Here is a 24,522-nt window from a genome sequence, read left to right as displayed (position 1 = left end):
TGACCCAAAAAAGATATTGCCAGCTTGAAGGTCGTTTGTTATCATAAATCGTGTATGATTCACGATAATGGATAGAGGTGTGCGACATGCGTTTTGTCGGGAAAACGGCTATCGTTACAGGAGGCGGATCGGGGATAGGCGAAGCGATTGTCCGCCTATTCGCCTCGCAAGGGGCGAATGTCGTTATTGCGGATGTGAATGAGGAAGCAGCTGCGCGGCTTGTAGAACAATTGCAATCGACAGGAGCCAACATCGTCGCTATTGCGGCCGACGTATCCAAGGAAGAGGCGGTTCGCGGACTCATCCAAAAGACAACGGAACGATTCGGCAGAATCGATATCGTTGTAAACAATGCGGCAGCGATCATGCCCAAATTTCTGGAAGAGTTTCAAGAGGAAGAATGGGATCGGATTATCAATGTGAATTTAAAAAGCGTATTTCTAATGACTAAACATTCGATCCAGGAGCTAAAACATACGCGCGGAACAATCGTGAATATGGCTTCGCTGAACGGCCTCGTCGGTCAAAGGATGAATCCCGTGTACGCGGCAACGAAGGGCGGAATCGTCGCTATGACAAAGTCGCTTGCCTTGGATTACGCGCCGTACGGCGTTCGCGTCAACTGCATTTGTCCCGCGGGCGTTAGTACGCCGCTGCTTCAGCAATGGACTCAGGAACAGGAAGATCCGGCAGCAACGGTGCAGATCTTGAACGACATGCACGCATTGGGCAGGCCTGCGACCGCCGAAGAAGTGGCGCAAGCCGTGTTGTTCCTGGCAGGAAATGAATCCGGTTTCATTACGGGCGTAGCGCTTCCCGTCGACGGCGGAGCTTCGCTAGGTTACTAATACATACAACGTTAAGGAGCTGGAACTCATGAAAATTACAAAAGTAGAAACATTTGTCCTGCATGTCCCGATTACGCCCCCGATTACCGATGCGATTAACGCAGCTACCCACTGGGGGCTTGCCGGCGTACGCATTTACACGGATGAAGGCTTCGTAGGTTACGGCTACACGGGTACCTGCGCGGAAGGCGACGATATGATCGTCGATACGATCGAGAAGTATTATGCTCCGCTATTGATCGGGAAAGATCCGTTTATGGTCAAAGAACTATGGAACGAGATGCGTTTCGGCAAAATGCATTGGATTGGCAGGGCGGGCGTTACGCATATGGCGCTCGCCGCGGTTGATATCGCGTTATGGGACATCATGGCGAAAGCATCGAACAAGCCGCTCTGGCAATATCTCGGCGGGGCCAAATCAAAGGGAATCAAAGCCTACAACACGAACGGCGGATGGTTGAACTGGAGCAAAGAACGGTTGATCAAGGACGTTACGGAAATTGTGGAGCAAGGCTTCACCGGCGTTAAGATCAAAGTCGGCAAGACCGACCCGCGAGAGGATTACGACCGATGCAAGGCGGTTCGCCAAGCCATCGGCGACGACGTGATCTTCATGATCGACGTCAATCAGCAATGGAACATCAATACGGCTATGACATGGGGAAAGAAGCTGGAGGAATTCGACCTGTTCTGGCTGGAGGAGCCGCTCAATCCGGACGATATTATGGGACATAAGAAGCTGGCCGACGAGTTGAACGTCCCGATCGCGTTAGGCGAGCATGTCTACAATAAATACGCCTTTAGAGACTATATCCATCAAGGCGCGATCGAATATTGCCAAGTCGACGTGACGCGGGTCGCCGGCATTACGGAATGGCTTCAAGTCGCCGGACTTGCCGCGTCTTACGACGTGCCGATCTGTCCGCATGTCGGAGATATGGGACAGATTCACCAGCATCTGGTCGCGTCTACGCAAGGAGCCATCATGCTGGAGTATATCCCATGGATCAGGCATATTTTCGTGGAGCCGGCTACCGTCAAAAATGGGTACTACGTGCTTCCGGAAATGCCCGGCGCTTCGACGGAAATCATTCCGGAGCTGTTCAACGAATATCGGATTAAGTAGTAGGCGATATCGAACGCGGTTTCTCTTATGAGAAGCCGCGCTTTTTTATATGAGCCGAAGTGTACGTTCGATGCGCGCTATTCACAAACTATATATATCATGATATATTAGTATATAAATCAGATATGGCGATTGGACGAGGAGGAGTACCGGATGGCGAACGATTCGGGGTCGAAGCCGATGTATGAACAAATATTCGAAGCGCTGCGCGATCAAATTAAAGCAGGCAAGTATGCCGTTGGGGATCGTGTGCCTTCGGAGAAGGAGCTCGGCGACGAGTTTGGGGTAAGCCGGATTACAAGCAAGAAGGCGCTGGAGCTGCTCGCGATGGACGGCTATATCGTGCGGCAGCCCGGTAGGGGATCATTTGTTGCGGAGCCAGGCCGCGCGGGAGCGCTGGCTTCGAACGCCGCCGCGTCTCTGCCGAAGCAGCGCCGGACGGCAAGCAGAAGGTTGATCGGGCTCGTCATGACCGATTTCGGAGACGCTTACGGTACCGGACTCGTGTACGGGATGGAACAAGCTTCCCGCGAGCACGATTCCTACCTCGTCCTTCGGAGATCGTTCGGCATTCCGGCGAACGAAGAGGAATCGATCAAAGGGCTGCTGGAGCTCGGCGTCGACGGGCTGATCATATTCCCCGCGCAGGGCGAGTATTTTAACGCCGAAATTTTGAAGCTCGTCATCGACAAATTCCCTTTCGTGCTCGTCGATCGGCACTTGAAGGGGTTGTCTGCGGGTTCGATCTGCTCGGACAACGTAGCGGGAGCGGTTAAAGGGACGAATCATCTCTTCGACCTTGGGCATAAACATATCGCGTTCCTTACGCCTCCGCCGATGGATACGACCGCGATCGAGGATCGGATCGAAGGATTCGTTCAGGCGCACGCGGAGATGGGCATCGTCGTCGACCGGGATATTTGGATCCAGGACATCACGTCGACGCTGCCGACCGCATACGTGGAAGAGAACAAACGCAAGGATATCGAGAAAATGAAAGAACATTTGAGCCGGCACCCGCATATTACGGCGTTGTTCGCCACCGAATACAACATGGCGCTGCTTGCTGCGGAAGCGGTGAAACAAATGGGGTTATCCGTGCCGGATGACATCTCCATCATTTGTTTCGACAGCCCGTATCGGAACGGGCTTCAGCCGTTCACGCATCTTCGGCAAAATCAAGAGGAGATGGGGCGCCTCGCGTTCGAGCATGTGCTGAAGCTGCGAGACGGCGAAACGATGCCGAATCGGGTCCTGCTTGATGCCGAGCTGATCATCGGGAATTCGACGGCGAAGGCCAAGGTACGCGCGAATTAGCAAGGCGGGTTATATAAACGATGGCACGATGATTTCGAGGCCATCGTTTATTTTTTTTTATCGAGCATAGACGATTGAGTCCGTCACGCCAACTGGTGCAGGCCAGAAACGCGAATTTTGTCATATAATATTATATCAATTAGTTTAATAGACATATTGGTATATGTATATTTACAAATTACATATTGACATATTAGTTGCATGCCCATATAATCGGGAATGTAAGCGGTTTATATCCGAAGCCGCAAGACGAAATCGAAAGCAATTCATCACCATCACGGAGGTGGCAGCTTGAAACAAACGTCTCCACAAACGCCCTTTTCCATTTTATCCATTATCCAGAACGTATCGGAGCAATTGGGTCATGAAAACAAAATCGCGGGGATGTTCGAAAATTGTTATATCAATACGCTGCAGACGACGATCGAACGAAAGGAGGACGGCACGACCTTCGTTATCACGGGGGACATTCCGGCCATGTGGCTTAGGGACTCCGCGGCGCAGGTGAGACCGTATCTTGTGCCGGCCGCGGTCGACGAGGACTTGGCCGAAATGATCGCCGGACTCGCGCGGCGACAGCTCGATTGCATCCTGATCGATCCGTACGCGAACGCGTTCAACGACTCTCCGAGCGGCAATGGACATCAAGGGGATCTGACCGAGATGAGCCCTTGGTTATGGGAGCGGAAATACGAGATCGATTCCTTATGTTATCCGATTCAGCTCAGCTATCTGCTATGGAGGAACACCTGCAGAACGTCGCATTTCGACGAAACGTTCCGCGCTGCTGCGGCGGCGATCTTGGAACTATGGCGCACCGAGCAGCATCACGAATCGAATTCTCCCTACACGTTCGAGCGGCTGAATTGTCCGGAGACGGATACGCTGCCGCGAGCGGGCAAAGGCAGCCCTACCGCCTACACCGGCATGACCTGGTCGGGCTTCAGGCCAAGCGACGATGCCTGCACGTACGATTATCTTGTGGCCGGCTTCTCGCTGGGCGACAACGGACTATTCAATATGTATCTGCAGCAGGCGGAAGGCTCGATGTTGTCCGAGGACGGCACGAAAACGGGCTTCAACAGCGAGCAAGGCAAGTCGGTGCTGCAGTTCTGGAACAAGCTTCTGAACGAGGATAAAGTGTATAAAGTCGGCTTCGAGCAAGGCCTCGGCGAAGGCACGGACGCCTTCGTCACCGGCAAGCTGGCGATGCAGTATACGGGACCGTGGATGCTCAGCACGTACAAGAAATACGGCAAGGACCTCGATTTCGGCATCGTTCCGCCGCCGGCAGGTCCCAACGGCGACAAGGGCAGCGTCATGGGCGGCTTCGGCCTCGTCATTCCGGAAGGTGCGAAACATAAGGAAGAGGCTTGGGAGTTCATCAAGTGGTGGACGGCGAACAAGGACAACGCGCTGCTCTGGGCGAAAACAAGCCTTAACATGCCGGGTCTGAAGGAAGCGCTTGAGGATCCGTTCTTCAAGGACGATCCGTTCTGGCAGCCGTTCATGGAGACGCTCGAATTCGCGAAGATCCGTCCGGCGCATCCCGGCTACTCCGTCATGGAGAACGACGGCCTGATCCCGAATCTCCAGCTGTTCCAGCAAGGCGAACAAAGCCTGGAAGACACGCTTAGCAAGGCGCAGACGCAAGGCGACAAGCTGCTGGCGGACAATGCGGAAGTGAAGTAACCGGCACGAATCGAATACGAATCGGACGCGGCGAGGGAGGGCAACCTCCCTTGCCCCGTTCCTAGCAACCGCAAGGAGGGAACCGGCTTGGCTTCCATCGGCAAATTAAACCGCCATCAAGAGAAGATGGCATATCTGTTCATTACTCCGACGATGCTGCTATTTCTCGCGTTTACGATCGTGCCCGTCGTCATGGCGCTGTACCTCAGCTTCACCAATTACGACGTGGTCAGCCGAATGGACTTCGTCGGCGTCGACAACTACAAGCGCCTCGTCGACGATGCGTTGTTCTGGCAGACGTTCAAAAACGTGTTCTACTACTCGATCATTTTTGTACCGCTCAACATCATGATTTCGCTCTTGCTCGGCATGCTCATGAACTTCAAGCGAATCGGCGTCAAGCTGTTCCGCACGATGAACTATTTGCCTACGCTGACGTCCGCCGTAGCCGCCGCCACGGTATGGATCTGGCTGCTGCATCCCGAATTCGGCTTGGTCAACGGCATCTTGAGCTACTTCGGCATCATCGGGCCGGCTTGGCTCGCTCAGACGGAGACGGCGATGCTGTCGATCATCCTTGTCACGCTCTGGCAGTCGGTCGGCTCCAACATGATCATCTATATCGCCGGCTTGCAAGGTATTCCGGAGTACTTGTACGAATCGGCGAAGCTGGACGGGGCAACCGCCTTTGACCGCTTCCGCTACATTACATGGCCGCAGCTTCGGCCGACGACCTTCCTCGTGAGCACGATGTCGATCATCGGGGCGCTGCAGCTATTCGACCAGGCGTTCGTCCTGACGCAGGGCGGACCGGGCAACGTGACGAAGACGCCGGTCTACCTCATCTACCAGCAAGGCTTCAACCAATTGCAGATGGGGTACGCTTCCGCGCAGGCGTTCATCCTGGCCGTGGCCATTCTCATCTTCTCGTTCATCAACATGCGCATTAACAAATCGGAAGAACCGATCGTATAGGAGGGGACGGCATGAAGACACAACCATCGAACCGAAGCGCGACCGCTTTATCCGCATCCCCGGTCATTTCCTATCCGGCCCGCGTCTTGACGGGGAAGATCCTGTTCTACGCGGTGAGCATCCTGATCGCGGTGTTTATGTTCCTGCCCTTCTTCTGGAGTCTTATGACTTCGCTGAAGCCCAGCGACGAAATTTTTTCGATCCCGATCCGCTGGCTGCCGTCGGAAGTGACGCTGGAGCATTACCGGAAGGCGTTCACGACGGTGCCGTTCGGGCTCTACTTCTGGAATTCGCTTGTACTTGCCGTAGCAGGCGTACTGGCAAACCTGTTCTTCGGCTCGATTAGCGGCTACGCGTTCGCGAAGCTGAATTTCCGGGGCAATAAGGCGATGTTCCGGGTTCTTCTCGCGGCCATGATGATTCCGGGCATCGTCACGATGATTCCGAGCTTCTACGTGCTGAAGCATTTCCCGCTTATCGGCGGCAACGATCTGCTCGGAGGCGGCGGCAACGGCTTGCTGAACTCGTTCTGGGGCATTATTTTGCCGGGGGCGTCGGGATCGTTTGCGGTATTCTTCATGCGGCAATTTTTCTTGACGCTGCCCTCGGACATGATGGAGATGGCCAGGATTGAAGGCTGCAAGGAGTTCCGCATCTTCTGGAACATCTACCTGCCGCTGACGAAACCCGCGCTGGCGACGCTCGGCATCTTCACGTTCCAGGCGGGGTGGAACAGCTTCCTGTGGCCGATGATCGTCCTGAACGATCCTGAGAAAGCTACCATCCAGATGGGCCTGCAGGCGTTCTCGTATAACTACCAGACGGATTACGGACCGATGATGGCGGGCGCGTTGATCGCGATTTTGCCGATTCTGGTGCTGTTCCTGCTGCTGCAGAAATATTTTGTCCAAGGCATCGCGTTTACCGGCGTGAAGGGGTAGACGAACGGCAAGTGCTTCACCATTTCGTTTGGCGAAGGGGTGCATGTAATGAAGAAGCAATGGAAACAGGGGAAGAGGTGGCTGGCCGTTCTGATCGCCGTGTCGCTGGCCTTGCCGGGATTGGCGGCGGGCGGCAACAAGGCTGAAGCCTTTACGTCCGCGAACGCCGATACGGCGATGAACGGTTTCATTAATACCTTTTACGACGCGTCGGCCAAATATTTTTATACGAATAGCGACCATCTCGTCCATCCGGAGCATGCGCACGGTCCGAACGGCGGATTGTACACTGATTTCTGGTGGGAATCGCAGTTGTGGGAGACGGTCATGGATGCATACGAACGAACGGGCAGCGCGACGTACCGGACGATGATCGACGATGTGTACGCCGGCTTTAACGCAAAGTATCCGGACATGCTCGCCAATGACTTCAACGACGATCTGGGCTGGTGGGCGCTCGCTTGCATGAGGGCCTACGAGCTGACGGGGACGGACGAATACCGCAACCGGGCGTGGTTTCTGTTCAACGAGATTTACAACTACTATGACAGTACGTACGGCGGCGGCATCTGGTGGAAGCGGGACGGCACATCGCCTCAGAAGAACATCGCGACGAACGCGCCGATGGTCATGACGGCCATCAAGCTGAAAAACGCGACGGGCGACAATACGTATTTGACCAAGGCGCAGAATATCTATAACTGGATCAAAAGCCGGCTGATCTCGGGCAGCAAAGTGAACGACCACGTGGAAGGCACCGGCAGCGGCACGGTGGTGGATTGGGATTTCACCTACAACTACGGCACCTTCCTCGGCGCGGCACTCGCGATGCATCAAGCGACCGGAACGGCGAGCTACTTGACGGACGCGAACAACGCGGCGAATTACGTCATCTCGAACATGACGTTGTCCTATTCGCTCTTATATGAAGGAGAGAACGACGCGGCCGGTTTCAAAATGATTTTCGCGCGAAACTTGAATAAGCTGCGCATCGCGACGGGCAATGCCTCCTACCTGAATTTCCTGCAGCAGAATGCAACGCAGGCATTCAACCACCGCAGGACGTCGGATAACGTCATCGGCAGCGACTGGACGGCGCCGACGGGATCGGGTTACGTGCAGAGTCTTGCGGCGGCAGCGGGCGCTTCGATCCTGCAGTTTACGCCGGCTGACAATTACACGGGCAACATCGCGGGCAACGGGACGTACGAGGCGGAGAACGCGCGCAAGACTGGCGCGATCATCTCCGAAAGCACGCATGCGGGATTTAGCGCGAGAGGTTACTTGGCGGGGTGGAACAGCAGCGGTTCGTACGTGACGTTCCATGTGAACCAGAATTCGGCCAGCACGCGGACGGTCACGATCCGCTACGCTGCGGGCGCAGGCAACGCGGGCAGGTATGTATCGGTGAACGGAACGGTCGTGGCGAACAATCTTGCTTTCGGCGGAACCGGAGGATGGGGGAGCTGGAATACCGTTACGCTGAACGTGAGCTTGAACGCCGGCCATAACACGATCGTCATCGGCTACGACAGCGCCAAAGGGAATAACAACTATTTGAATCTGGACCGCATTTCCGGACTTTAATTGGAGGACGAATGAAAACAAATCGGATCAAGCTCATCGCTGCGGCCGCGATCGCGGCCGTCGCCGTTCTGGCGGTTTGGCAGAGCGGTCTCCTTCGCCAGACGTTCGGGGAGGAATCCGGCATCTGGGCCGAGCGGGCCGAAGAAGCGCAATCGCAATTCCAAACGTCGTTCTGGGACGACGGCAGAGGGCTCTACAATAACGCATCGCCTTGCATGCTGCAGCTATGCACCGACCCGTTCAACTACTGGTGGCTGGCGCACGCGGTCGACGTACTGGTTGACGGCTACGAGCGGACAGGCGACAAAAAGTACGCAGACCAGCTAGGGAAGCTGTACCAAGGGATTTTGGACCGCAACGCTGGCGTCTTCCCGAACGAGTATTACGACGACATGGAGTGGATGGCGCTCGCCTGGCTGCGCGCTTACGACGCCACGGAAGACGAGCGGTACAAGGAAGCGGCACTCGTGCTGTGGGAAGATATTCAAACCGGTTGGAACGAGGAGATGGGCGGCGGCATCGCCTGGCGCAAGACGCAGCTCGATTACAAGAATACGCCGGCCAATGCCCCTGCCGCCATTCTCGCGGCGAGGTTATACCAGCGGTTCGGGGCTCCGAACGATCTGGCATGGGCGGAGAAAATATACCGCTGGCAGAAGGATCATCTCGTCGATCCGGAGACGGGGCTCGTCTGGGATGGCATGAATCGCACAGGCGACGGCTCGATCGACAAGGATTGGAAGTTCACTTACGGCCAAGGCGTCTATATCGGAGCGGGAGCGGAGATGTACAAGGCGACGAAGGACGAAGCTTACCTAGCCGATGCCCGCAAGACGGCCGCTCATCTCGGGGAGGCGTTCACCAGTCCGGCGACGGGCATGCTTCCGTCCGAAGGGGAAGGCGACGGGGCGCTGTTCAAAGGCGTGCTCGTACGGTACATGGGCGAGTTGATTGCCTTGGATCCGGACGACGCCGTCTCGAAGAAGCTGGCGGAGATGCTGGAGACGAACGGCGACAGTCTATGGGAATACGGCAAGGGCGCGGACGCGGCGCTGTTCAGCAACTCGTGGGCGCAGACGCCCGACGAGGTCGTCCAGCTCAGCACGCAGCTTAGCGGGATGATGCTGCTGGAGCAATTGGCGCGGCTGGAAAGCGTAGGTTCGACGAAGTAACAAGCGTGGGTTTGATGGCATTTCTTATAGTAGATGTTCAAAAAGTCCGGTTTTCAGCACCGAGAAGATTGGAAGAAGCTAGGAAATGAGGAGCGGAGCGTAGCTAGAAGCTACGTGAGCACCGGAAGTTCCGGCTGAGTTCAAGATTCGATGTCGAATAGGCTTCTTGAGATACCTCGTGATCAAAATTGGACTTTTTGAACTACCTCTTATAGAAGATGTAATAGAGCAGGAGCAAGGGAGTGGGAGACATGGAATGGAGCAATCGGGCAGGAATTGCCCAAACAGCGCTAGACATTGAATTTTGGAACGGCCAAATCAACTTGTACAATATCGAGACGCCTTGCCCGAACGGGGAATGCAATACGATTTTCCACTATTGGTGGATGGCGCATGCGGTCGACGCGCTGGCGGACGGCTATCTCCGCACGCGCGACAAAGGTTACGTCTACCGATTGGAGCAATTGTATGACGGTTTGCTGAAGAGGAACGGGGGGGCGTTCCCGAACGAGCTGTACGACGATATGGAATGGATGGCTATCGCTTGGCTGCGCGCTTACGGGGCCACGGGCATCAATCGGTTCAAGGAAGCCGCGCTGATCTTGTGGGAAGACATACGGACGGGCTGGAACGATCATATGGGCGGCGGCATTGCCTGGCAGAAGTCGCAGCTGGACTACAAGAATACGCCGGCCAACGCGCCGGCCGTCATCCTGGCGGCAAGGCTCTACCGACAATTCGGCAGGGAAGAAGACCTATCGTGGGCGCTTCGAATCTATGAATGGCAGAAGGAAAAGCTGGTCGATCCGGACAGCGGCTTCGTCTGGGACGGCATGAATCGGACCGGCGACGGCTCGATCGACAAAGATTGGAAGTTTACGTATTGCCAAGGCGTGTACATTGGCGCGAGCGTGGAGCTATTCCGGATTACGAAGGACGAAGGTTACCTTCGCGACGCGATCCGGACCGCCGACGCCGCGCGAGCCGAGCTGACGGATGCCGCGACGGGACTTCTTCCCGACGAAGGCGATGGCGACGGCGGCTTGTTCAAGGGCATTCTCGTGCGGTATTTGGGGGAGCTGGCCAAGGAAGCGCCGGGTCGTTCGGCAGCCGAGGAGATGCTGCTCGCCAACGCGACCAGCCTGTGGGATCAGGGCCGGGACGCCGGCCGGCAGCTGTTCCATACCGACTGGGGCTCGCCGCCTCCGGAACGTGTAACGCTCAGCACGCAGCTTAGCGCAATCATGCTGCTGGAGAGGGCGGCGGAGCTTGAGCGGAGCGGGCTGCTGAAAGCGAAATCCGCCTAATCCGCGCACCAAAAAGCTCATTCCGATCTGACCGCGAGGGCGGAAGGAATGAGCTTTTTTTCGCGTGTTAGGGTATATTACATGCCATTACAGAAAGACTAGTTAGCGGGGACCAACTTTGGAAAGGAGTGGAGACATGGAATTCACACTTGGCGCGGATGAAGTCGTTCGCCGGATCAAGCATTTGCAAACTTCCGGTGGATCAGTGAGCAAGAAGCAAGTGAAGCAAAGCGATCCCGAACTTATGAGGAACGCGCTGTTCTACTTCCCAAGCTGGGAGCATGCCTTGAAGAACGCGGATCAGCTGTAATCGGGCTGCCGGTACCCTGCCTTACATATAGAAACGTGGAACGATAGACGTTCCGAATCGAAACCATAGGTATTTCCCGAGTGAGCGGGGACCTATGGTTTTTTTGTAAACCGATTAATACCTTCCGGTTGTCGGCGGAGCATGATAAGGTGAAACGTAGTATATGCAATTAAAGGGGAATTAATGCCATGTCCATAAATACAAACGAAATGCCATTAACGGCAGCCGTCATTGCGAAGCAATTGACCATAATCGGCATAGAAAAAGGAATGACCGTGCTTCTTCATTCCTCGCTCAAGTCGATGAACCGCTGGATCGTAGGCGGCGAGACGGCCGTTATTATGGGATTGGAGGAAGCATTGGGCGCCGACGGGACACTCGTCATGCCGACGCATACTTCGGATCTGTCGGAGCCGTCGCTCTGGCAGCATCCTCCGGTGCCGGAATCGTGGTGGCCCGTCATACGCGAGGAGATGCCGCCGTTCATGCCAGACTTGACGCCGACAAGCGGGATGGGCGCCATACCGGAATGTTTCCGCAAGCAGTCGGGAGCGTTGCGCAGCAACCATCCCCAGCTGTCGTTCGCCGCGCGCGGCAAACATGCGAATTGGATTACGGCGAATCATTCCTTGGAGCATGGACTCGGAGAGGCGTCGCCGCTGGCAAGGCTGTACGAGCTGGACGGCTGGGTGCTTTTGCTTGGGGTTGGCCATAATCGCAACACGTCGCTGCACTTGTCCGAGCATCGGGCTAATTATGCAAGCAAAGAAATCGGTCAGCAAGGAGCGCCGATTCTCGTGGACGGCGATAGGCAATGGATCATGTACGATGAGGTTGGCTATGATTCGGGAGATTTTTATTCCATCGGAGAAACGTTCGAGAAGGAGCTCGATGCGGTTAAGCACGGTAAGCTGGGGGATGCGGATATTCGATTGATGCCGGTGCGCGAGCTTGTCGATTACGGCGTAAAGTGGATGGAACGCAACAGGAGTTAGGCTTGGGAGCGGGGAAGCTGATGATTTTGCAGGGCGAAGGCCGTTTCGATATGGATGAAAGCAGTGCCGTTCTCGACGAAATAGTCGCCTTCCAGCTCGTATCCGTTCGTCATGATCGTGCCTTCTGCCAGAAGAAGAGAATAAGAAACGACGCCAACGGTTATATCGATGGACGATGTCTCGCGGTTATAGGTTAGCCGCCCGCCGAGGTTCTCCACGTAGCCGCGGAGCGCGACATAAGTTTTCCCATCGCGCTCGATCGTGTCGCCGTCTGTCGAATAGGCAATCGTCTCGGCGCGTTGAGGCTCGATCTGTTGAGTGGTGCCGCCTGTGCCGAGTTTCTCGATGCTCGGTACGGCAATCGCCTCGGCAGGCTCCACGTAAGGCGGATTGAAGAGGCCTCCGAGCAAGGTTGCGGAAGCAAGCAAGACGACTAACGCGTTCCGAAAAACAAGATTCATGGCGGTTGCCTCCTTAGAATGGATCGGGGATCATGCCCTTGTTAGAATCCAGTGTACCCGCCAAGTGTACTGGCAATGTCAGAGGAATATAAAGTTTTGTTAAAATCGCGTTTCGCCCGCCAAGGATGACCTTGGCGGGTTTCTGATAAAGTTTTTTTGACCCGTGAAAAATAATGGGCTCCCTAGTTGTATTCATAGTGAAAGGGGGACATGAAGTGCAGCACGATTCATCAAAATCGCACAGGATACTCCCGCTTCTTCAAGCGGGGGAGGAATGGGCGTCAGGCGCTAGCCTGAACGATTTTTCGAATGTTCTTGCCCTCCACGATATGCTATACTAAGCATAGAAATGGAGGCGAACATATGATCTTAACCGTCACTGCAAAAATAAAAATCAAACCGACGGAAAGTCAAGTAGAAGCGCTGCACCAAACTATGATTGCTTATCGCCAGGGCTGCAATCTCGTCTCTGCCCTTGTGTTTGATACGAGCGAACTCAATCAGCCTGCCCTGCACCGAATGTCGTATCAAACCCTTCGAAGCATGATTGGCCTGCGCTCCCAAATGGCGCAGTCGGTGATGAAAACCGTCATTGCTAAATACAAGGCGATTCGGAGCAACGGGTATGCTTGGGCGCTCGTGCGCTTCAAAAAGCCGGAATATGATCTTGTCTGGAACAGGGACTATTCGCTGAAGGCGCAGCTGTTCTCCGTCAACACGCTACAAGGCCGGATCAAGATCCCCTTCGAAGCGAAAGGCATGGAAGTCTATCTCGACGGTTCCTGGACATTCGGCACTGCCAAGCTGGTGTACAAAAAGCGAAAGTGGTTTCTGCATATTCCGGTGACGAAGAACACGGAGGTTCCTGAGCTCAAGGACATCAAACAGGTGGCAGGGATTGATCTCGGCATCAACTTTATCGCAACGGCGTATGGGAGCGACGGCAAAACGGTTTTCTATCGGGGGAGGGCACTGAAACGAAAACGAGTAAACTACAAACGGTTGCGTTCGGAGCTGCAGCGCAAACAAACGCCGTCATCCCGTCGCAGACTGAAGAAAATCGGAGAACGAGAAAACCGTTGGATGACCGACGTAAACCATCAGGTCAGCAAGGCACTCGTTACCAGGTATGGAGCAAATACGTTGTTCGTGCTGGAGGATTTGACAGGTGTCCGCCGCGCAACAGAAAAGACGAAGCTCAAGGATCGTTATGTGACGGTATCGTGGGCCTTCTATCAACTTCGTAAAATGATAGAGTATAAGGCGCCGCTTGCTGGCTCAAAAGCAATTGCAGTCGATCCGAAGTATACCTCGCAGACGTGTCCGTTATGTGGTCATATCTCAAAAGAAAACAGGGAAAAACGAAAGCATCGTTTTCGTTGCCGGACATGCGGTTATGAAAGCAATGATGACCGCGTAGGCGCGATGAATCTGTGTTTGAAGGGAAAAGAGTACCTTCTTCAAGGTGCAGGTTTAGCATGGCTAGACTTGCAGGGCAGTTGTCAATCTGCCCATCGGTAGGCGTATGCTTATCGTGGATGTAACACCACGTTCTTCTGAACGACAAAAGATCGGAGTCGCTAAAGACGATAGCACGATCGGGTAGTTACAAGCTCCCACTTCAAATGATAGTTAAGCGGGAGTCATTGACCTGAGCTCAATGAATCCGTTCGCAAAGCCGTGATCAACTATTCGGACAATTTGATCAAGATCGCGTTCTCTTATCTCAAAAACATCGCGGATGCGGAAGAAGTGGCGCAGGACGTATTCCTGGCCTATTTGCAATCCTCTCCCGACTTCGCAAGCGACGAACACTAGAGGCTGGGTTGATTCGAACGGCGATTAATAAAAGCAAAAACCGACTGAAGGCGGGATGGTTCCGAAACCGAATCCCGCTGCCGGATAATCTGTCCGATCTGACGAGGGAGGAATACACGGTCCTGCAGGCGGTGTTGTCCCTGGATCGGAAATACCGGATCCCGATTCACTTGCATTATTACGAAGGATGCCTCCGAACAACTCGTGAGCAAAGAGTTCAAAGTAGGCAACACGGTTTCCGGCTTTACCTCGGATGACGTATCCAGCGGTAAAGTGACCGCGCTCAGAATTTACAACAACTTATAAGTTTTAAGCAATAAGGGTTAACTTAAATAAAAGCAAGCTGCCTTATCAAGAGGCGGCTTGCTTTTTTTGAAATCAAGGTATCTAAGAGTTTGTTTTCTTATCTTCCGCAGCTTAAGACGAAGCTTTGATCGGCTGCACGGCTTCGGGCTTGGCGGCCGTCATCTTGCTGCTGCCGTTGAACACGCCTCCGGATTCGATAATCAGCGACGAGGCCGAGATGTTGCCGTTCAGCACGCCGGTCGAGTTGATCGTCAGCTTGCCGCGCACGTCGGCGTCCCCGTTCAGCTGGCCGGCCAGAATCAAGTCCCTGGCATTGATGTTGGAGTTGGCGACGCCGTTTTCTCCGATAATGACATCGCCGCTCGACATGATGTCCCCCATAATGCTGCCTTCGATGCGAATGCTTGCTTCGGATCTGATTTTGCCCTCGAAGATCGTTCCTTCCCCGATGAGCGTGTCCGTCGTATCCGGATTGATTTTGCCTGTGCCGGGTTTATTCTTGAACATGTTTATTCACGTTCCTTTCTATCTTCTTGGATATAGGGCATGGGGTCGACCTGCGTTCCGTTCACGATGACCTCGTAGTGCAAATGCGGTCCCGTGCTGCGGCCGGTATTGCCAAGCTCGCCGATCAGCTGGCCTTTCTTCACTTTGTCGCCGACTTTCACCAATCGTTCGTTCAAATGCATGTACCTGGTTTCAATGCCTCGCCCATGATTGATAATAATGTTATTGCCTTGCGGGTATGCGCGTTCGGATAAGGTGACGACGCCGTCCGCGGCCGCATAGATCGGATCGCCGCGGTTGCCTCCGATATCGAGACCTGCGTGCAGAGCGGAACGCCGGGAGAAGGGATCCCGCCTCACGCCGAAGGTTGACGTGATTTTCCGATTATCGGCGGGCCAAATCGTAGGGGTAATGTCCAGTATTTGCTTATATTTCAGCATAGCCGATTTTGTCGCTTCGAGGCTGGGCCTTAACGCTTCCATCCGGGAGGATAGAGCTACGAATTCCTGCTCCGTCTGGCTCGCTAGCGAGGTCGGCTCGGCCGACGCCGGAAGTTCGATTTCTTCCCCGCCTTGGCCGCCTTCCTCGCCATCTTCGATCGTCGCCGAAGAGATATGTACGTCCGGCTCTTTGATGCCGGCGATTTTCTTCAATTGAAGCTCAAGCTCCGTAATCTCGCTCATCTTGGTTTCGATCTGCTCGGCCTGCGCAGACAATGCGGTCAGATCGGCTTCCAGCGATGAGATATGGTTCTCTTTGTCCTGCAGCGTCTCCGCGTAACCGGACTCGGATGCCGCAAGCTGTTTTTTGAGATGCCTAATCTCCGACATGTTACCGCCGAATAATATGATGAACAGAGCGGAACATACGGCGAGCAGCGCGATAACGGACGGCACAAGCACAAGAATGAACCCGTTTAACCGGAACCGCTGAACGGACTGGTTAGCATCGGGAATGATGACGAACGTAAATTGTTTGGATAACCAATTCATCGGGGGCCTCCTACTAAGTACCTATTCATGCTCAACCCTGAACATTCGACATCCTCGCGCGGAAATCCTTTTCATCGGCAAAATATTCCTGCATTCGCGCTGACAGCCTCCGCCGTCGATTTCGCGATGCTGTCGAATTTTGATCGTCGATTGCTGTCGCGTTCAAGGCGATCGTCGCGAAAACGGAATTTACCCGGGGGGCGGACACGTGGTACGCTTAGGCATAAGAGTATAGTAGAGAGAAGTATTATGGCGAAGGAGCTGCGAGACATGTTGAAATGGGATGGACATACGCACACGCGCTTCTGTTATCACGGAAGCGACGCGGAGCAGGAACTGTATATCGAACGCGCGATTGAGCTCGGATTCGAACGTTACACGATCAGCGAACATCCTCCGCTGCCGGCGGGATGGATCGACGACCGGAAGCTGATGGACGAGCTTGCCATGCCGATGGAAGAGATGCCGGAGTATTTGGCGTACGCCAAAGAGATGAAGCGCCGCTACGAGGGGCGAATCGAAATCGCCGTCGGCCTCGAGATCGACTATTTGCCGGGGGCTCCCGAGTTCACGGAACAACTGCTCGAACGGTGGGGCGGCGAGCTGGAGGATGTCGTTTATTCGGTCCATTATTTGCCGGGCATCGGCGGCATGCGATGCATCGACTTCACGCCGGAAGACTTCCGGAAGAATCTGCTGGCGCATTACGGGACGATGGATCGGGTGGCGAACGAATATCACGACCATGTAGAAGAGGCGATTAAGTTAGCGGCGAAGCTCCCGATGCGCAAGCGGATCGGTCATATCAACCTGATCGAGAAGTTCAGCAAGGAGCTTCCACCGATCGAAGAGACGCTGATCCGTCGCCGCTTAGAAGGGATCTTGCCTCTGCTGGAATCGACCGGGGTCGGCATCGATGTCAATACGGCGGGACTTCGCGTGCCGACCTGCGGCAAGCCGTACGTGCCGGAGTGGTTCCTCGAGGAATGTTTGCGGCGAGGCATCGCTTGCGTCTACGGTTCGGATTCGCATAAGCCGGAGCAGGTCGGGTTCGGTTACGACTGGTTCGAGGAGCGGATGAGACGTGGATAAGGCGAAGAACATGACGGAGCCGACAGCGAATGTCAATGGGAGTAGGCTTGACGGAGCAAGTTTCGAAACCGTCGGGAAGAGGGCCGTTGCAACCGAATCAGACTCGGTTACTCCGGAGCAAATGATAACGGTTAGGGAGGTGCCTTGCGACGACGAAGGACTTCTTGCGCTAATCGCGAAGCTGGATCATTATTTGTCGAGTCTGTATCCGGCCGACGAAATATTCGGCGTCGACTTGTCGGCGCCGGCGACGCGGGAGATGGTTTTCGCCGTCGCTTTTTTGGGGAACCGGCCGGTCGGCTGCGGCGGAATTCGAGGGCTCGACGACGGAACCGCGGAGCTGAAGCGATTTTATGTAGAGCCGGACGTGCGCAGGGCCGGCATTGCGGGCAAAGTGTACGGGTACTTGGAGCATCGCGCTGCGGAGATGGGGCATACGATCCTCCGTCTCGAGACGGGCGAGCCCCAGTACGAATCGATAGGCTTCTACCGGAAGCAAGGCTTTTACGAAATCGAACGTTTCGGTGAATATGTAGATTGCGACTCCAGCTACTGCATGGAGAAACGAATCAGCCGGTAACAAAAAAATACCGCTTACCCTTCGTAGCCGCGCTCGGCCTCTTCGAATGGGAAGCGGTATTTTGTTTTGATAGTCGTGCTGGCGCGCTGCAGGTCCGTTTTGCGTACCTGTAAGCAAAGCATGGGTCAAGTCCATATTAATGTGTGAAATCTCATCTCGCTGCCCGTAAATGGTTACTTGTTTTTGTCGCGCCACTCATGGTATTCATTCATGTCCATGTACAAGCGAATCGCGAATACGCTATGAGATAATCCTCCTCAGAAGTCAATCAGAGGAGGGTTTTTCTATGGCTAGAGAAGAGATTCGAATGAAATGGGAAGCGCGTATCGCGGCATTTCACGCAAGTGGCGAAAAGGCAACCCATTGGTGCAAAGCGAATCAGGTCAATCGTCGTCAGCTCTACTCTTGGATAAAGAAGCTGGACGGATAGCAAATTGAAAATTAACTATTGCAATTTTTTTTAGTGTAGAATATATTATATATAATCCATTATATATAAGGAGAATGCGCCGTGAATATCACGAAACAGATCATTTTGGAAAAACAAAATATTAGCGAAGATCTAGTGCAATTGATTAAACAGCAAATTTTGGACGGGGAATTAAATCCGGGAGACCGGATCATCGAGACGAAATTCGCCAAAGACCTCGGCATAAGCCAGACGCCGGTGCGGGAAGCGATTCGCCTATTGTCTGGAGAGGGTATCGTCACGATCGTTCCGAACAAAGGTCCTTTGGTTCGCGCGTTCCATATGAAGGACGTGTTCGAGGTCTATTCGTTACGGGCGGTTTACGAAGGGCTGGCAATTCGTCTGGCCGTAAAAAATGCATCGGATGAAGATATTCGGCACCTGCAGGAGTTCTATGAATCGATGGAAGCCAAACTCAATGACAACTCGGTGCCGTCCTTGCTTAAAGATTCGTTGTACATCCATCAATCGATTATCAGTCTGTCCCGACATGAGAGGTTGATTCACATGTACAAGACGATTTCGTTTCAAATCGCTCTTGTTAACCGAATGCTGGGAAGCACATCGACCAAACAGAAGGAAGTCGAGCAGCATTGGGAATTGATTGATGCGCTGAATCGCAGAGATGCCGATTATGCGGAAGGGATCATGAGGGCCCATATCCACCGTTCCTATCGGGAGTTCGCGGATATGAAGGAGATTGACAATTCGTCGTTTGACGACAGTGCATGGTTTTGAGCAGTCAATCGAGGAGGGATTAACACTTATGATGCACAATTCTTTGCTAATCGCTGACCGTCTGCGGCAAGCGAACGAAGACAAGATCAGCCGCGATCGGAGGGATCCGCACCGGAACGTCGTTCCGTTAGACAGTTGCAATGTAATAGGAAGGGAAGAGCTCAGGTTGGACGGAGAATGGGAGATTCGAATCGAAGCGGACTTTCCCGGCATGGAGGAGGCGGCCGCCGATTTGGCCGACTATCTCGATCGATCCGGCATCCGTGTAACTGACCGCTCGCCCCGGACGATTGTTCTTAGGAGCGATGCCCCACTTGACGCAGGGAGCTTCAGACGCGAAGTGGATACCGATCGGATCGTGGTCTCTGCTTCGGACATCGGCGGGATATGGGCCGGGATCGTATACTTGGAGAAAGAGCTGTCAACGCGCGGCGCGCCAGCGATCCGGCGGGGGAAGATCGATCGGTCGCCCGCCTGGGACGTTCAGATCGGGCAAGCTCCGTACGGCGCCAACTACCTGGTGCCGGATTTGGACGAGGAATTCCTTTCGGACGATGCCTTCCGTCTCATGATTCATTACGGCGTGACGGGCATGACCTTATACGGAGACTGGCTCTTCTATGTTAGCAGCAGCATTTTTCCCGAGTTGAACCACCCCGATTACATACACAGTATACAAGTTCTGAAGCGCGCTGCGGCGCGTGCGAAGAAGTATGGCGTGTCCCTCTATTTCGTACCGGTCAGTCCGAAGCTGGACGGTCACCATCCATTGTTTGAAAGAGTTCCCTCAGCAAGAGGTGCAAAGATATCACCTGGTCTCAAGGAGAATGGCAAAAGCATCTACAACCTGTGCTCCTCCGATCCGCAGAGTCTCGCCTTCCATGCAGAGACGATGGCCGGTCTGTTCCGGGAAGTGCCGGATCTTGGTGGTTTGATTCTGATCATCGGTGGTGAATCGTATTATCACTGCTTCATGCGACCCGATCTTACCGATATCGAATCGGATGCACGGACGAATTGTAAGCGCTGTCAGGTCAAGCGACCGGAGGAAGCTGTCAATGCCCTCCTGCAAGCAACGGCCGACGCGGTACATAAGGTAAAGCCGGATGCGCCTGTGATGGCTTGGCCATACAGCGCGTTCGTCTGGTCGAGCGATCCGACGCAGTTGGAATTGCTGAGCGGTATGGCCCCCGGAGTTGCTTTGTTGAACACCATAGAAAAGGATGAATGGGTGAAAAAAGACGGTTACCGGAAGCTGATTTGGGACTATTCGGTCGATTATACCGGTCCGGCATCGAACCTAATTCAACAAGCGGAGATTGTCCGGAGGAAGGACATCCCGCTGTATATCAAAACAGAAACCGCAATCGGTCTGGAATGCATCCATATTCCATATCTACCATCACTCGGCAGGCTCGCCGACAAATGGCGCCAAACGGCCAACATGAAGCCAACCGGCGTTCTTCAATCTTGGATGTTTTTCGGAATGTGGGGATCACGGGCGGAAGAGCTCGGCTGGTGGGCATCCTGGTTTCCAAATCAATCCACGGAAGAGACGATCCGCCTAATGGCGCAACGTGATTTTGGATCCGACGCGCCGGCCTACATTCGCGCATGGTCGGAGCTTGGCGAAGCGGCTGCCCGGCTTCCTTACATCCCGCAATATTTCACCGGTCCGGAGTTTATCGGTCCGGCTCATCCGCTCATATTCGGCGACGAGCCCGAGAACAAGGAAACTTACGAGGCGCTGCTTTACTATTTGCAGGAAAATGAAGAGACGTTCTCCACCGTGGTGAACAAGGTAAAGCACTCCCTCGTGCTGGTCTCGATGCCTTACCGTCATATGGAGAGCGTGATGAAATCCGAAGACGGTCGCGAGTTATCCGAAATTTTGATAACCGAATATTCGATTGCGTGTACGCATGCGCGCCGCGCCTTCGAAGAAGTCGCACATCTGGCTCTTCTGGCAGACCCGCAGCTGGCGGCAATTGCGACTGAAGAGCGGCTATTGATCGAATTTGTATACCGGACGCTACAGACGGCGCTGCATACATACCGGTTCCTGCTCGCAAAAGAACGGGGCGAAGAAGCCGAAATGACGCGAATCGCTATTCTTGAAGAGGACAATACGAGAGCGGCCGCCCGACTTCTGAATGAAGCTCCTTGGCTCGATCTCTCACGGCGCAACGACGGGAACTTCCCTTCTTCCCTGACTATGATTGAAGCCAAGCTGACTAGCCTGAACAAGGCAAGGAAGCGATTGGAAGGATCCGCATGATTTGAATTTTTCCGATTGCGTGCTCACCTGCGCAAGACGGGTGCGAGGGGCAATGTGGCTGCAACGGAAAATTTAAATAGATTACAAGTTAGGCGAAGGAGGGAAGAAGGGGATAGTCTTTCGTTCACAAGAAAAGCAAAAAACCCGGAGAAAAGAATACGGCATGTGCCACAAGCGAAGTGGCAACTTCAGCGAATGGCGTGTCATGCATATTCGTCCAACCGGGAGTTGCAAGAGCAGATCACTTGGCGTGGGTAAGCTCTCAACTCTATTGTCTTAGAGAAGAGACCAGAAATCAACCCCCTCACAGAAGCGGAATTCCTAAAATACACTTATACCGAATTGGGAGGAATAAACATGAGACGCAAGTTCAGTTGGGTTTTGATTTTGGTTCTTATCGCAGCGGCGACGATGTCCGCATGCAACGGCAAAAACAAGGTAGAGCCTTCCTCGAGTGCGACCAGCGAAGCCAGCGTTGCGCCATCCGCTTCCAACAGCGACGAAACGCCTGCTCCGTCTGACGGAAAATTTGATCCGCCCATCACGTTGACGACGGTCGGCACGCTCGCTCCAACGCTCAAATACGCCGCCGGTGACGATGTCGACAACAATCCGTGGACCCGGGAATACGAGAGTCGCTACGGCGTTAAAATCAAAACGGTGTGGACTGTCGACGAAAGCCAGTGGGAGCAGAAGACGAACCTGATGATCTCCACAGGGGACATTCCCGACTTCTTCAGGGCTTCGGCGACGCAGTTCAAGCAGCTAGCTGAAGCAGGTTTGCTCGAGGACTTGACTGCAGCATATGAAAGTGCTCCCGAGAGAGCGAAAAACATCCTAACCGAAGGGGGGGCGAATGCTCTCGAATCGGCGAAGGTGGACGGCAAGCTGCTCGCTATTCCGTTCACCGGTACGCCGAAGGAAGGCGCCCAAATGGTCTGGATCCGTACCGATTGGCTGAAGAAGCTGAGTCTGTCCGAGCCGAAAACGATGGACGACCTGCTCAATATCATCGACGCGTTCACGACGAAAGATCCGGACGGTAACAACAAGAACGATACATTCGGGCTGGCCGTGGACATGAATTTATCGACGCTGACCGGCTTCTTCAACGGCTTCCACGCTTATAACAACATATGGCTCAAAGACGCGGACGGCAAGCTGCAATACAGCAGTGTGCAGCCGGAAATGAAAAACGCGCTGCAAGCGCTCCAGAATATGTTCAAGAAAAAGCAGATCGATCCGGAGTTCGGCTCCAAGGATTTAGGCAAGGTAGTTGAGACGATCGTCAGCAGCAAAGTCGGCGTCCTGTTTAACAGCCCGTATGCCGGCCTATGGCCACTCCAGCAAAATATTGACCAGGATCCGAACGCCGAATGGAATGCTTTCCCAATCGTGTCGGTCGACTCCGAACCCGCCAAAAACCAGGCCGCGCTCGGCACGCTCGGCTACTGGGTCGTTAAGAAAGGCGTCGAGCACCCGGAAGCTTTGTTCTCGATGCTCGATATGTGGGTCGAACTGTTCTATGAGAATAAAGACGACGCGATCAACAAGCAGTTCATCAATGACGGCAACACCGAAATCTGGCAAATGAACAAGATCGCATCCTACCGTGCGTTCAAAAACGCCGATCAACGCATCAAGGTGACAAAGGCGCTTGATTCGGGCGACACCTCGGAGCTTACTGGCGACGACAAAGGTGTGTTCGACAAAATCAAGTCCTTCCAAGGCGGCGACCGCAAGCTGTGGGGCTGGAACGCCATCTTCGGCAAGGACGGCTCGATGGCTGTGACGGACAAATATCGCCAGAACGATCAATATGTGAACGATGAATTCATTACTTCACCGTTGCCGATCATGACGGAAAGAAGCGCGGATCTGACAAAGGTTCAGCTGGAGACATTCACGAAAATTATTTTCGGCGCTGCTTCGATCGACGAGTTCGACAAGTTCGTGACCGAATGGAAAACACGTGGCGGCGACGCCGTAACGGAAGAAGTTAACGCATGGTACGCAAGCCGGTAACTAACCGCTTCGGGTGACGGAACTGCGGGGAAGCGCACAAGCTTCCCCTGTTCACCCACTCTCGAACCCAGGAAAGGAGACCAGCCATGAAGCGCTCAGCCGTCTCGAATTTTCCTTTGCATCTGCTACTCCTACCGGCGGTCATTCTGGTCCTGATTTACAGCTACGGCCCGATGCTCGGTATCGTCATCGCTTTCGAGAAATACATGCCAACCAAAGGCTTCTTCCGGTCGGAATGGGTCGGCTTGAAGCACTTCCACTACATACTGAGCTTGTCCGACACGATGGAAGTGCTGCGGAACACGGTGTTCATCTCGGTCATGAAAATCATTGCGGGTGTAATCGTACCGCTTACGGTATCCTTGCTTCTCAACGAAGTCCGGCACCGCGTCTTCAAACGAAGCGTCCAGTCTCTTATTTATTTGCCGCATTTTCTGTCCTGGGTCATCTTAGGGGGTGTGCTGATCGACATTCTCTCTCCCTCCACCGGAATCGTGAACACTTTTCTCGGCTTGTTCGGTATCGAACCGATTTATTTCCTCGGTGAAAACCGCTGGTTTCCGTACGTGCTCGTCGTCTCTGACATATGGAAGGAATTCGGTTTCAGCACGATCTTGTATCTGGCGGCGCTCACTGGCATCAATCCGGCGCTATACGAAGCTTCCTTCATGGACGGGGCAGGACGGCTTCGGCAAACGTGGCACATTACGCTGCCCGGTATCCGGCCGATCATCGTTCTCCTACTGACGCTCAGCCTCGGCAATGTGCTTAACGCCGGGTTCGAGCAAGTGTTCAACCTGTACAGCGCTCAAGTGTACGACAGCGGTGACATTATCGACACCTATGTATACCGGATGGGGCTTATATCCGCGCAATACGGGCCTGCAACGGCTATCGGACTGTTCAAATCCGTCGTTTCACTGGTGCTTATTTCCACGACCTATTATTTGGCCTACAAACTGGCCAAATACAGGATCTTTTAGGGG

Annotated in this window: 23 protein-coding genes; 20 read left to right on the top strand and 3 right to left on the bottom strand. The window is 54.0% G+C overall.

Features of this window, described 5'->3' with window-relative positions:
* The first annotated feature begins 86 nt into the window (after positions 1–86).
* From RB620_RS09905 to RB620_RS09855, 11 genes are all read left to right on the top strand, one after another.
* Positions 87–848 carry an SDR family NAD(P)-dependent oxidoreductase gene (locus tag RB620_RS09905; protein ID WP_308093903.1) on the top strand — a complete coding sequence of 254 codons (762 nt, stop codon included), beginning with the start codon at positions 87–89 and terminating at the stop codon, positions 846–848.
* Positions 849–876: 28 nt separating this feature from the next.
* On the top strand, positions 877–1,974 hold the full coding sequence (locus RB620_RS09900) for a mandelate racemase/muconate lactonizing enzyme family protein (protein WP_308093901.1): 1,098 nt from the start codon (positions 877–879) through the stop codon (positions 1,972–1,974).
* A gap of 153 nt (positions 1,975–2,127) precedes the next feature.
* Positions 2,128–3,291, top strand: a complete 1,164-nt coding sequence (locus RB620_RS09895) for a GntR family transcriptional regulator (protein WP_308093900.1) — start codon at positions 2,128–2,130, stop codon at positions 3,289–3,291.
* Positions 3,292–3,648: 357 nt separating this feature from the next.
* Positions 3,649–4,983, top strand: coding sequence for an extracellular solute-binding protein (locus RB620_RS09890; RefSeq protein WP_308093991.1), 1,335 nt, complete (start codon positions 3,649–3,651; stop codon positions 4,981–4,983).
* A 126-nt stretch (positions 4,984–5,109) separates the two neighbouring features.
* On the top strand, positions 5,110–5,958 hold the full coding sequence (locus tag RB620_RS09885; protein WP_308093990.1) for a carbohydrate ABC transporter permease: 849 nt from the start codon (positions 5,110–5,112) through the stop codon (positions 5,956–5,958).
* Between the two features lie 11 nt (positions 5,959–5,969).
* Entirely contained in the window at positions 5,970–6,899 is a 930-nt protein-coding gene (locus RB620_RS09880; RefSeq protein WP_308093898.1) for a carbohydrate ABC transporter permease, read from the top strand.
* Between the two features lie 48 nt (positions 6,900–6,947).
* A complete protein-coding gene (locus tag RB620_RS09875; protein ID WP_308093896.1) occupies positions 6,948–8,486 on the top strand; it encodes a glycoside hydrolase family 76 protein in 1,539 nt (512 codons plus the stop codon).
* A gap of 11 nt (positions 8,487–8,497) precedes the next feature.
* Entirely contained in the window at positions 8,498–9,658 is a 1,161-nt protein-coding gene (locus tag RB620_RS09870; protein ID WP_308093894.1) for a glycoside hydrolase family 76 protein, read from the top strand.
* Between the two features lie 251 nt (positions 9,659–9,909).
* The gene (locus RB620_RS09865) at positions 9,910–10,965 is read left to right on the top strand and encodes a glycoside hydrolase family 76 protein (RefSeq protein ID WP_308093892.1); all 1,056 of its coding nucleotides are present in this window, start codon (positions 9,910–9,912) and stop codon (positions 10,963–10,965) included.
* Between the two features lie 136 nt (positions 10,966–11,101).
* Positions 11,102–11,275 carry a hypothetical protein gene (locus RB620_RS09860; RefSeq protein ID WP_308093890.1) on the top strand — a complete coding sequence of 58 codons (174 nt, stop codon included), beginning with the start codon at positions 11,102–11,104 and terminating at the stop codon, positions 11,273–11,275.
* A gap of 188 nt (positions 11,276–11,463) precedes the next feature.
* A complete protein-coding gene (locus RB620_RS09855) occupies positions 11,464–12,270 on the top strand; it encodes an AAC(3) family N-acetyltransferase (protein ID WP_308093889.1) in 807 nt (268 codons plus the stop codon).
* Here the strand turns inward: RB620_RS09855 and RB620_RS09850 are convergent.
* Positions 12,267–12,731 carry a stalk domain-containing protein gene (locus RB620_RS09850; protein WP_308093887.1) on the bottom strand — a complete coding sequence of 155 codons (465 nt, stop codon included), beginning with the start codon at positions 12,729–12,731 and terminating at the stop codon, positions 12,267–12,269. The genes RB620_RS09855 and RB620_RS09850 overlap by 4 nt on opposite strands.
* A 363-nt stretch (positions 12,732–13,094) precedes the next feature.
* On the opposite strand from RB620_RS09850, the gene RB620_RS09845 reads away from it, so the two are divergent.
* Positions 13,095–14,252, top strand: a complete 1,158-nt coding sequence (locus RB620_RS09845) for an RNA-guided endonuclease InsQ/TnpB family protein (RefSeq protein WP_308093886.1) — start codon at positions 13,095–13,097, stop codon at positions 14,250–14,252.
* Between the two features lie 159 nt (positions 14,253–14,411).
* Positions 14,412–14,549, top strand: a complete 138-nt coding sequence (locus tag RB620_RS09840) for an RNA polymerase sigma factor (RefSeq protein ID WP_308093885.1) — start codon at positions 14,412–14,414, stop codon at positions 14,547–14,549.
* Between the two features lie 417 nt (positions 14,550–14,966).
* On the opposite strand, the gene RB620_RS09835 is transcribed toward RB620_RS09840, so the two are convergent.
* Positions 14,967–15,362 (bottom strand): bactofilin family protein, encoded by a 396-nt coding sequence (locus RB620_RS09835; protein ID WP_308093883.1) that lies wholly within the window; start codon positions 15,360–15,362, stop codon positions 14,967–14,969.
* A 2-nt stretch (positions 15,363–15,364) separates the two neighbouring features.
* Positions 15,365–16,354, bottom strand: coding sequence for a M23 family metallopeptidase (locus RB620_RS09830; protein WP_308093881.1), 990 nt, complete (start codon positions 16,352–16,354; stop codon positions 15,365–15,367).
* 270 nt (positions 16,355–16,624) lie between these two features.
* Here RB620_RS09830 and hisJ point away from each other — a divergent pair, with 270 nt between their 5' ends.
* From hisJ to RB620_RS09795, 7 genes are all read left to right on the top strand, one after another.
* Positions 16,625–17,446, top strand: coding sequence for a histidinol-phosphatase HisJ (gene hisJ / locus RB620_RS09825; RefSeq protein WP_308093880.1), 822 nt, complete (start codon positions 16,625–16,627; stop codon positions 17,444–17,446).
* Positions 17,439–18,026: a GNAT family N-acetyltransferase gene (locus tag RB620_RS09820; protein WP_308093879.1), complete on the top strand. Its 588-nt coding sequence runs from the start codon at positions 17,439–17,441 to the stop codon at positions 18,024–18,026. The genes hisJ and RB620_RS09820 overlap by 8 nt, the downstream gene beginning before the upstream one ends.
* 286 nt (positions 18,027–18,312) lie before the next feature.
* Positions 18,313–18,456 carry an IS66 family insertion sequence element accessory protein TnpA gene (gene tnpA, locus RB620_RS09815; RefSeq protein WP_308093877.1) on the top strand — a complete coding sequence of 48 codons (144 nt, stop codon included), beginning with the start codon at positions 18,313–18,315 and terminating at the stop codon, positions 18,454–18,456.
* A gap of 81 nt (positions 18,457–18,537) precedes the next feature.
* Positions 18,538–19,233: a GntR family transcriptional regulator gene (locus RB620_RS09810; RefSeq protein WP_308093875.1), complete on the top strand. Its 696-nt coding sequence runs from the start codon at positions 18,538–18,540 to the stop codon at positions 19,231–19,233.
* Positions 19,234–19,261: 28 nt separating this feature from the next.
* Positions 19,262–21,511: a hypothetical protein gene (locus RB620_RS09805; protein WP_308093874.1), complete on the top strand. Its 2,250-nt coding sequence runs from the start codon at positions 19,262–19,264 to the stop codon at positions 21,509–21,511.
* Positions 21,512–21,868: 357 nt separating this feature from the next.
* Positions 21,869–23,536, top strand: coding sequence for an extracellular solute-binding protein (locus RB620_RS09800; RefSeq protein ID WP_308093872.1), 1,668 nt, complete (start codon positions 21,869–21,871; stop codon positions 23,534–23,536).
* 86 nt (positions 23,537–23,622) lie between these two features.
* Entirely contained in the window at positions 23,623–24,519 is an 897-nt protein-coding gene (locus RB620_RS09795; protein ID WP_308093870.1) for an ABC transporter permease, read from the top strand.
* Positions 24,520–24,522: the final 3 nt, after the last annotated feature.

Origin of the sequence: Paenibacillus sp. LHD-117 (assembly GCF_030929555.1) — a bacterium.
In the GTDB taxonomy this organism is placed as follows: domain Bacteria; phylum Bacillota; class Bacilli; order Paenibacillales; family Paenibacillaceae; genus Pristimantibacillus.
The sequence above is the reverse complement of the archived record's forward strand: the minus strand, read 5'-3'. Positions and strand labels throughout refer to the sequence as shown.

Bases quoted from the DNA above. Each gene is read 5' to 3' on its own strand.
- RB620_RS09905 (WP_308093903.1), top strand. From the start codon at position 87: ATGCGTTTTGTCGGGAAAACGGCTATCGTTACAGGAGGCGGATCGGGG.
- RB620_RS09900 (WP_308093901.1), top strand. From the start codon at position 877: ATGAAAATTACAAAAGTAGAAACATTTGTCCTGCATGTCCCGATTACG.
- RB620_RS09895 (WP_308093900.1), top strand. From the start codon at position 2,128: ATGGCGAACGATTCGGGGTCGAAGCCGATGTATGAACAAATATTCGAA.
- RB620_RS09885 (WP_308093990.1), top strand. From the start codon at position 5,110: ATGGCATATCTGTTCATTACTCCGACGATGCTGCTATTTCTCGCGTTT.
- RB620_RS09880 (WP_308093898.1), top strand. From the start codon at position 5,970: ATGAAGACACAACCATCGAACCGAAGCGCGACCGCTTTATCCGCATCC.
- RB620_RS09875 (WP_308093896.1), top strand. From the start codon at position 6,948: ATGAAGAAGCAATGGAAACAGGGGAAGAGGTGGCTGGCCGTTCTGATC.
- RB620_RS09870 (WP_308093894.1), top strand. From the start codon at position 8,498: ATGAAAACAAATCGGATCAAGCTCATCGCTGCGGCCGCGATCGCGGCC.
- RB620_RS09865 (WP_308093892.1), top strand. From the start codon at position 9,910: ATGGAATGGAGCAATCGGGCAGGAATTGCCCAAACAGCGCTAGACATT.
- RB620_RS09860 (WP_308093890.1), top strand. From the start codon at position 11,102: ATGGAATTCACACTTGGCGCGGATGAAGTCGTTCGCCGGATCAAGCAT.
- RB620_RS09855 (WP_308093889.1), top strand. From the start codon at position 11,464: ATGTCCATAAATACAAACGAAATGCCATTAACGGCAGCCGTCATTGCG.
- RB620_RS09850 (WP_308093887.1), bottom strand. From the start codon at position 12,731: ATGAATCTTGTTTTTCGGAACGCGTTAGTCGTCTTGCTTGCTTCCGCA.
- RB620_RS09845 (WP_308093886.1), top strand. From the start codon at position 13,095: ATGATCTTAACCGTCACTGCAAAAATAAAAATCAAACCGACGGAAAGT.
- RB620_RS09835 (WP_308093883.1), bottom strand. From the start codon at position 15,362: ATGTTCAAGAATAAACCCGGCACAGGCAAAATCAATCCGGATACGACG.
- RB620_RS09830 (WP_308093881.1), bottom strand. From the start codon at position 16,354: ATGAATTGGTTATCCAAACAATTTACGTTCGTCATCATTCCCGATGCT.
- hisJ (WP_308093880.1), top strand. From the start codon at position 16,625: ATGTTGAAATGGGATGGACATACGCACACGCGCTTCTGTTATCACGGA.
- tnpA (WP_308093877.1), top strand. From the start codon at position 18,313: ATGGCTAGAGAAGAGATTCGAATGAAATGGGAAGCGCGTATCGCGGCA.
- RB620_RS09805 (WP_308093874.1), top strand. From the start codon at position 19,262: ATGATGCACAATTCTTTGCTAATCGCTGACCGTCTGCGGCAAGCGAAC.
- RB620_RS09800 (WP_308093872.1), top strand. From the start codon at position 21,869: ATGAGACGCAAGTTCAGTTGGGTTTTGATTTTGGTTCTTATCGCAGCG.
- RB620_RS09795 (WP_308093870.1), top strand. From the start codon at position 23,623: ATGAAGCGCTCAGCCGTCTCGAATTTTCCTTTGCATCTGCTACTCCTA.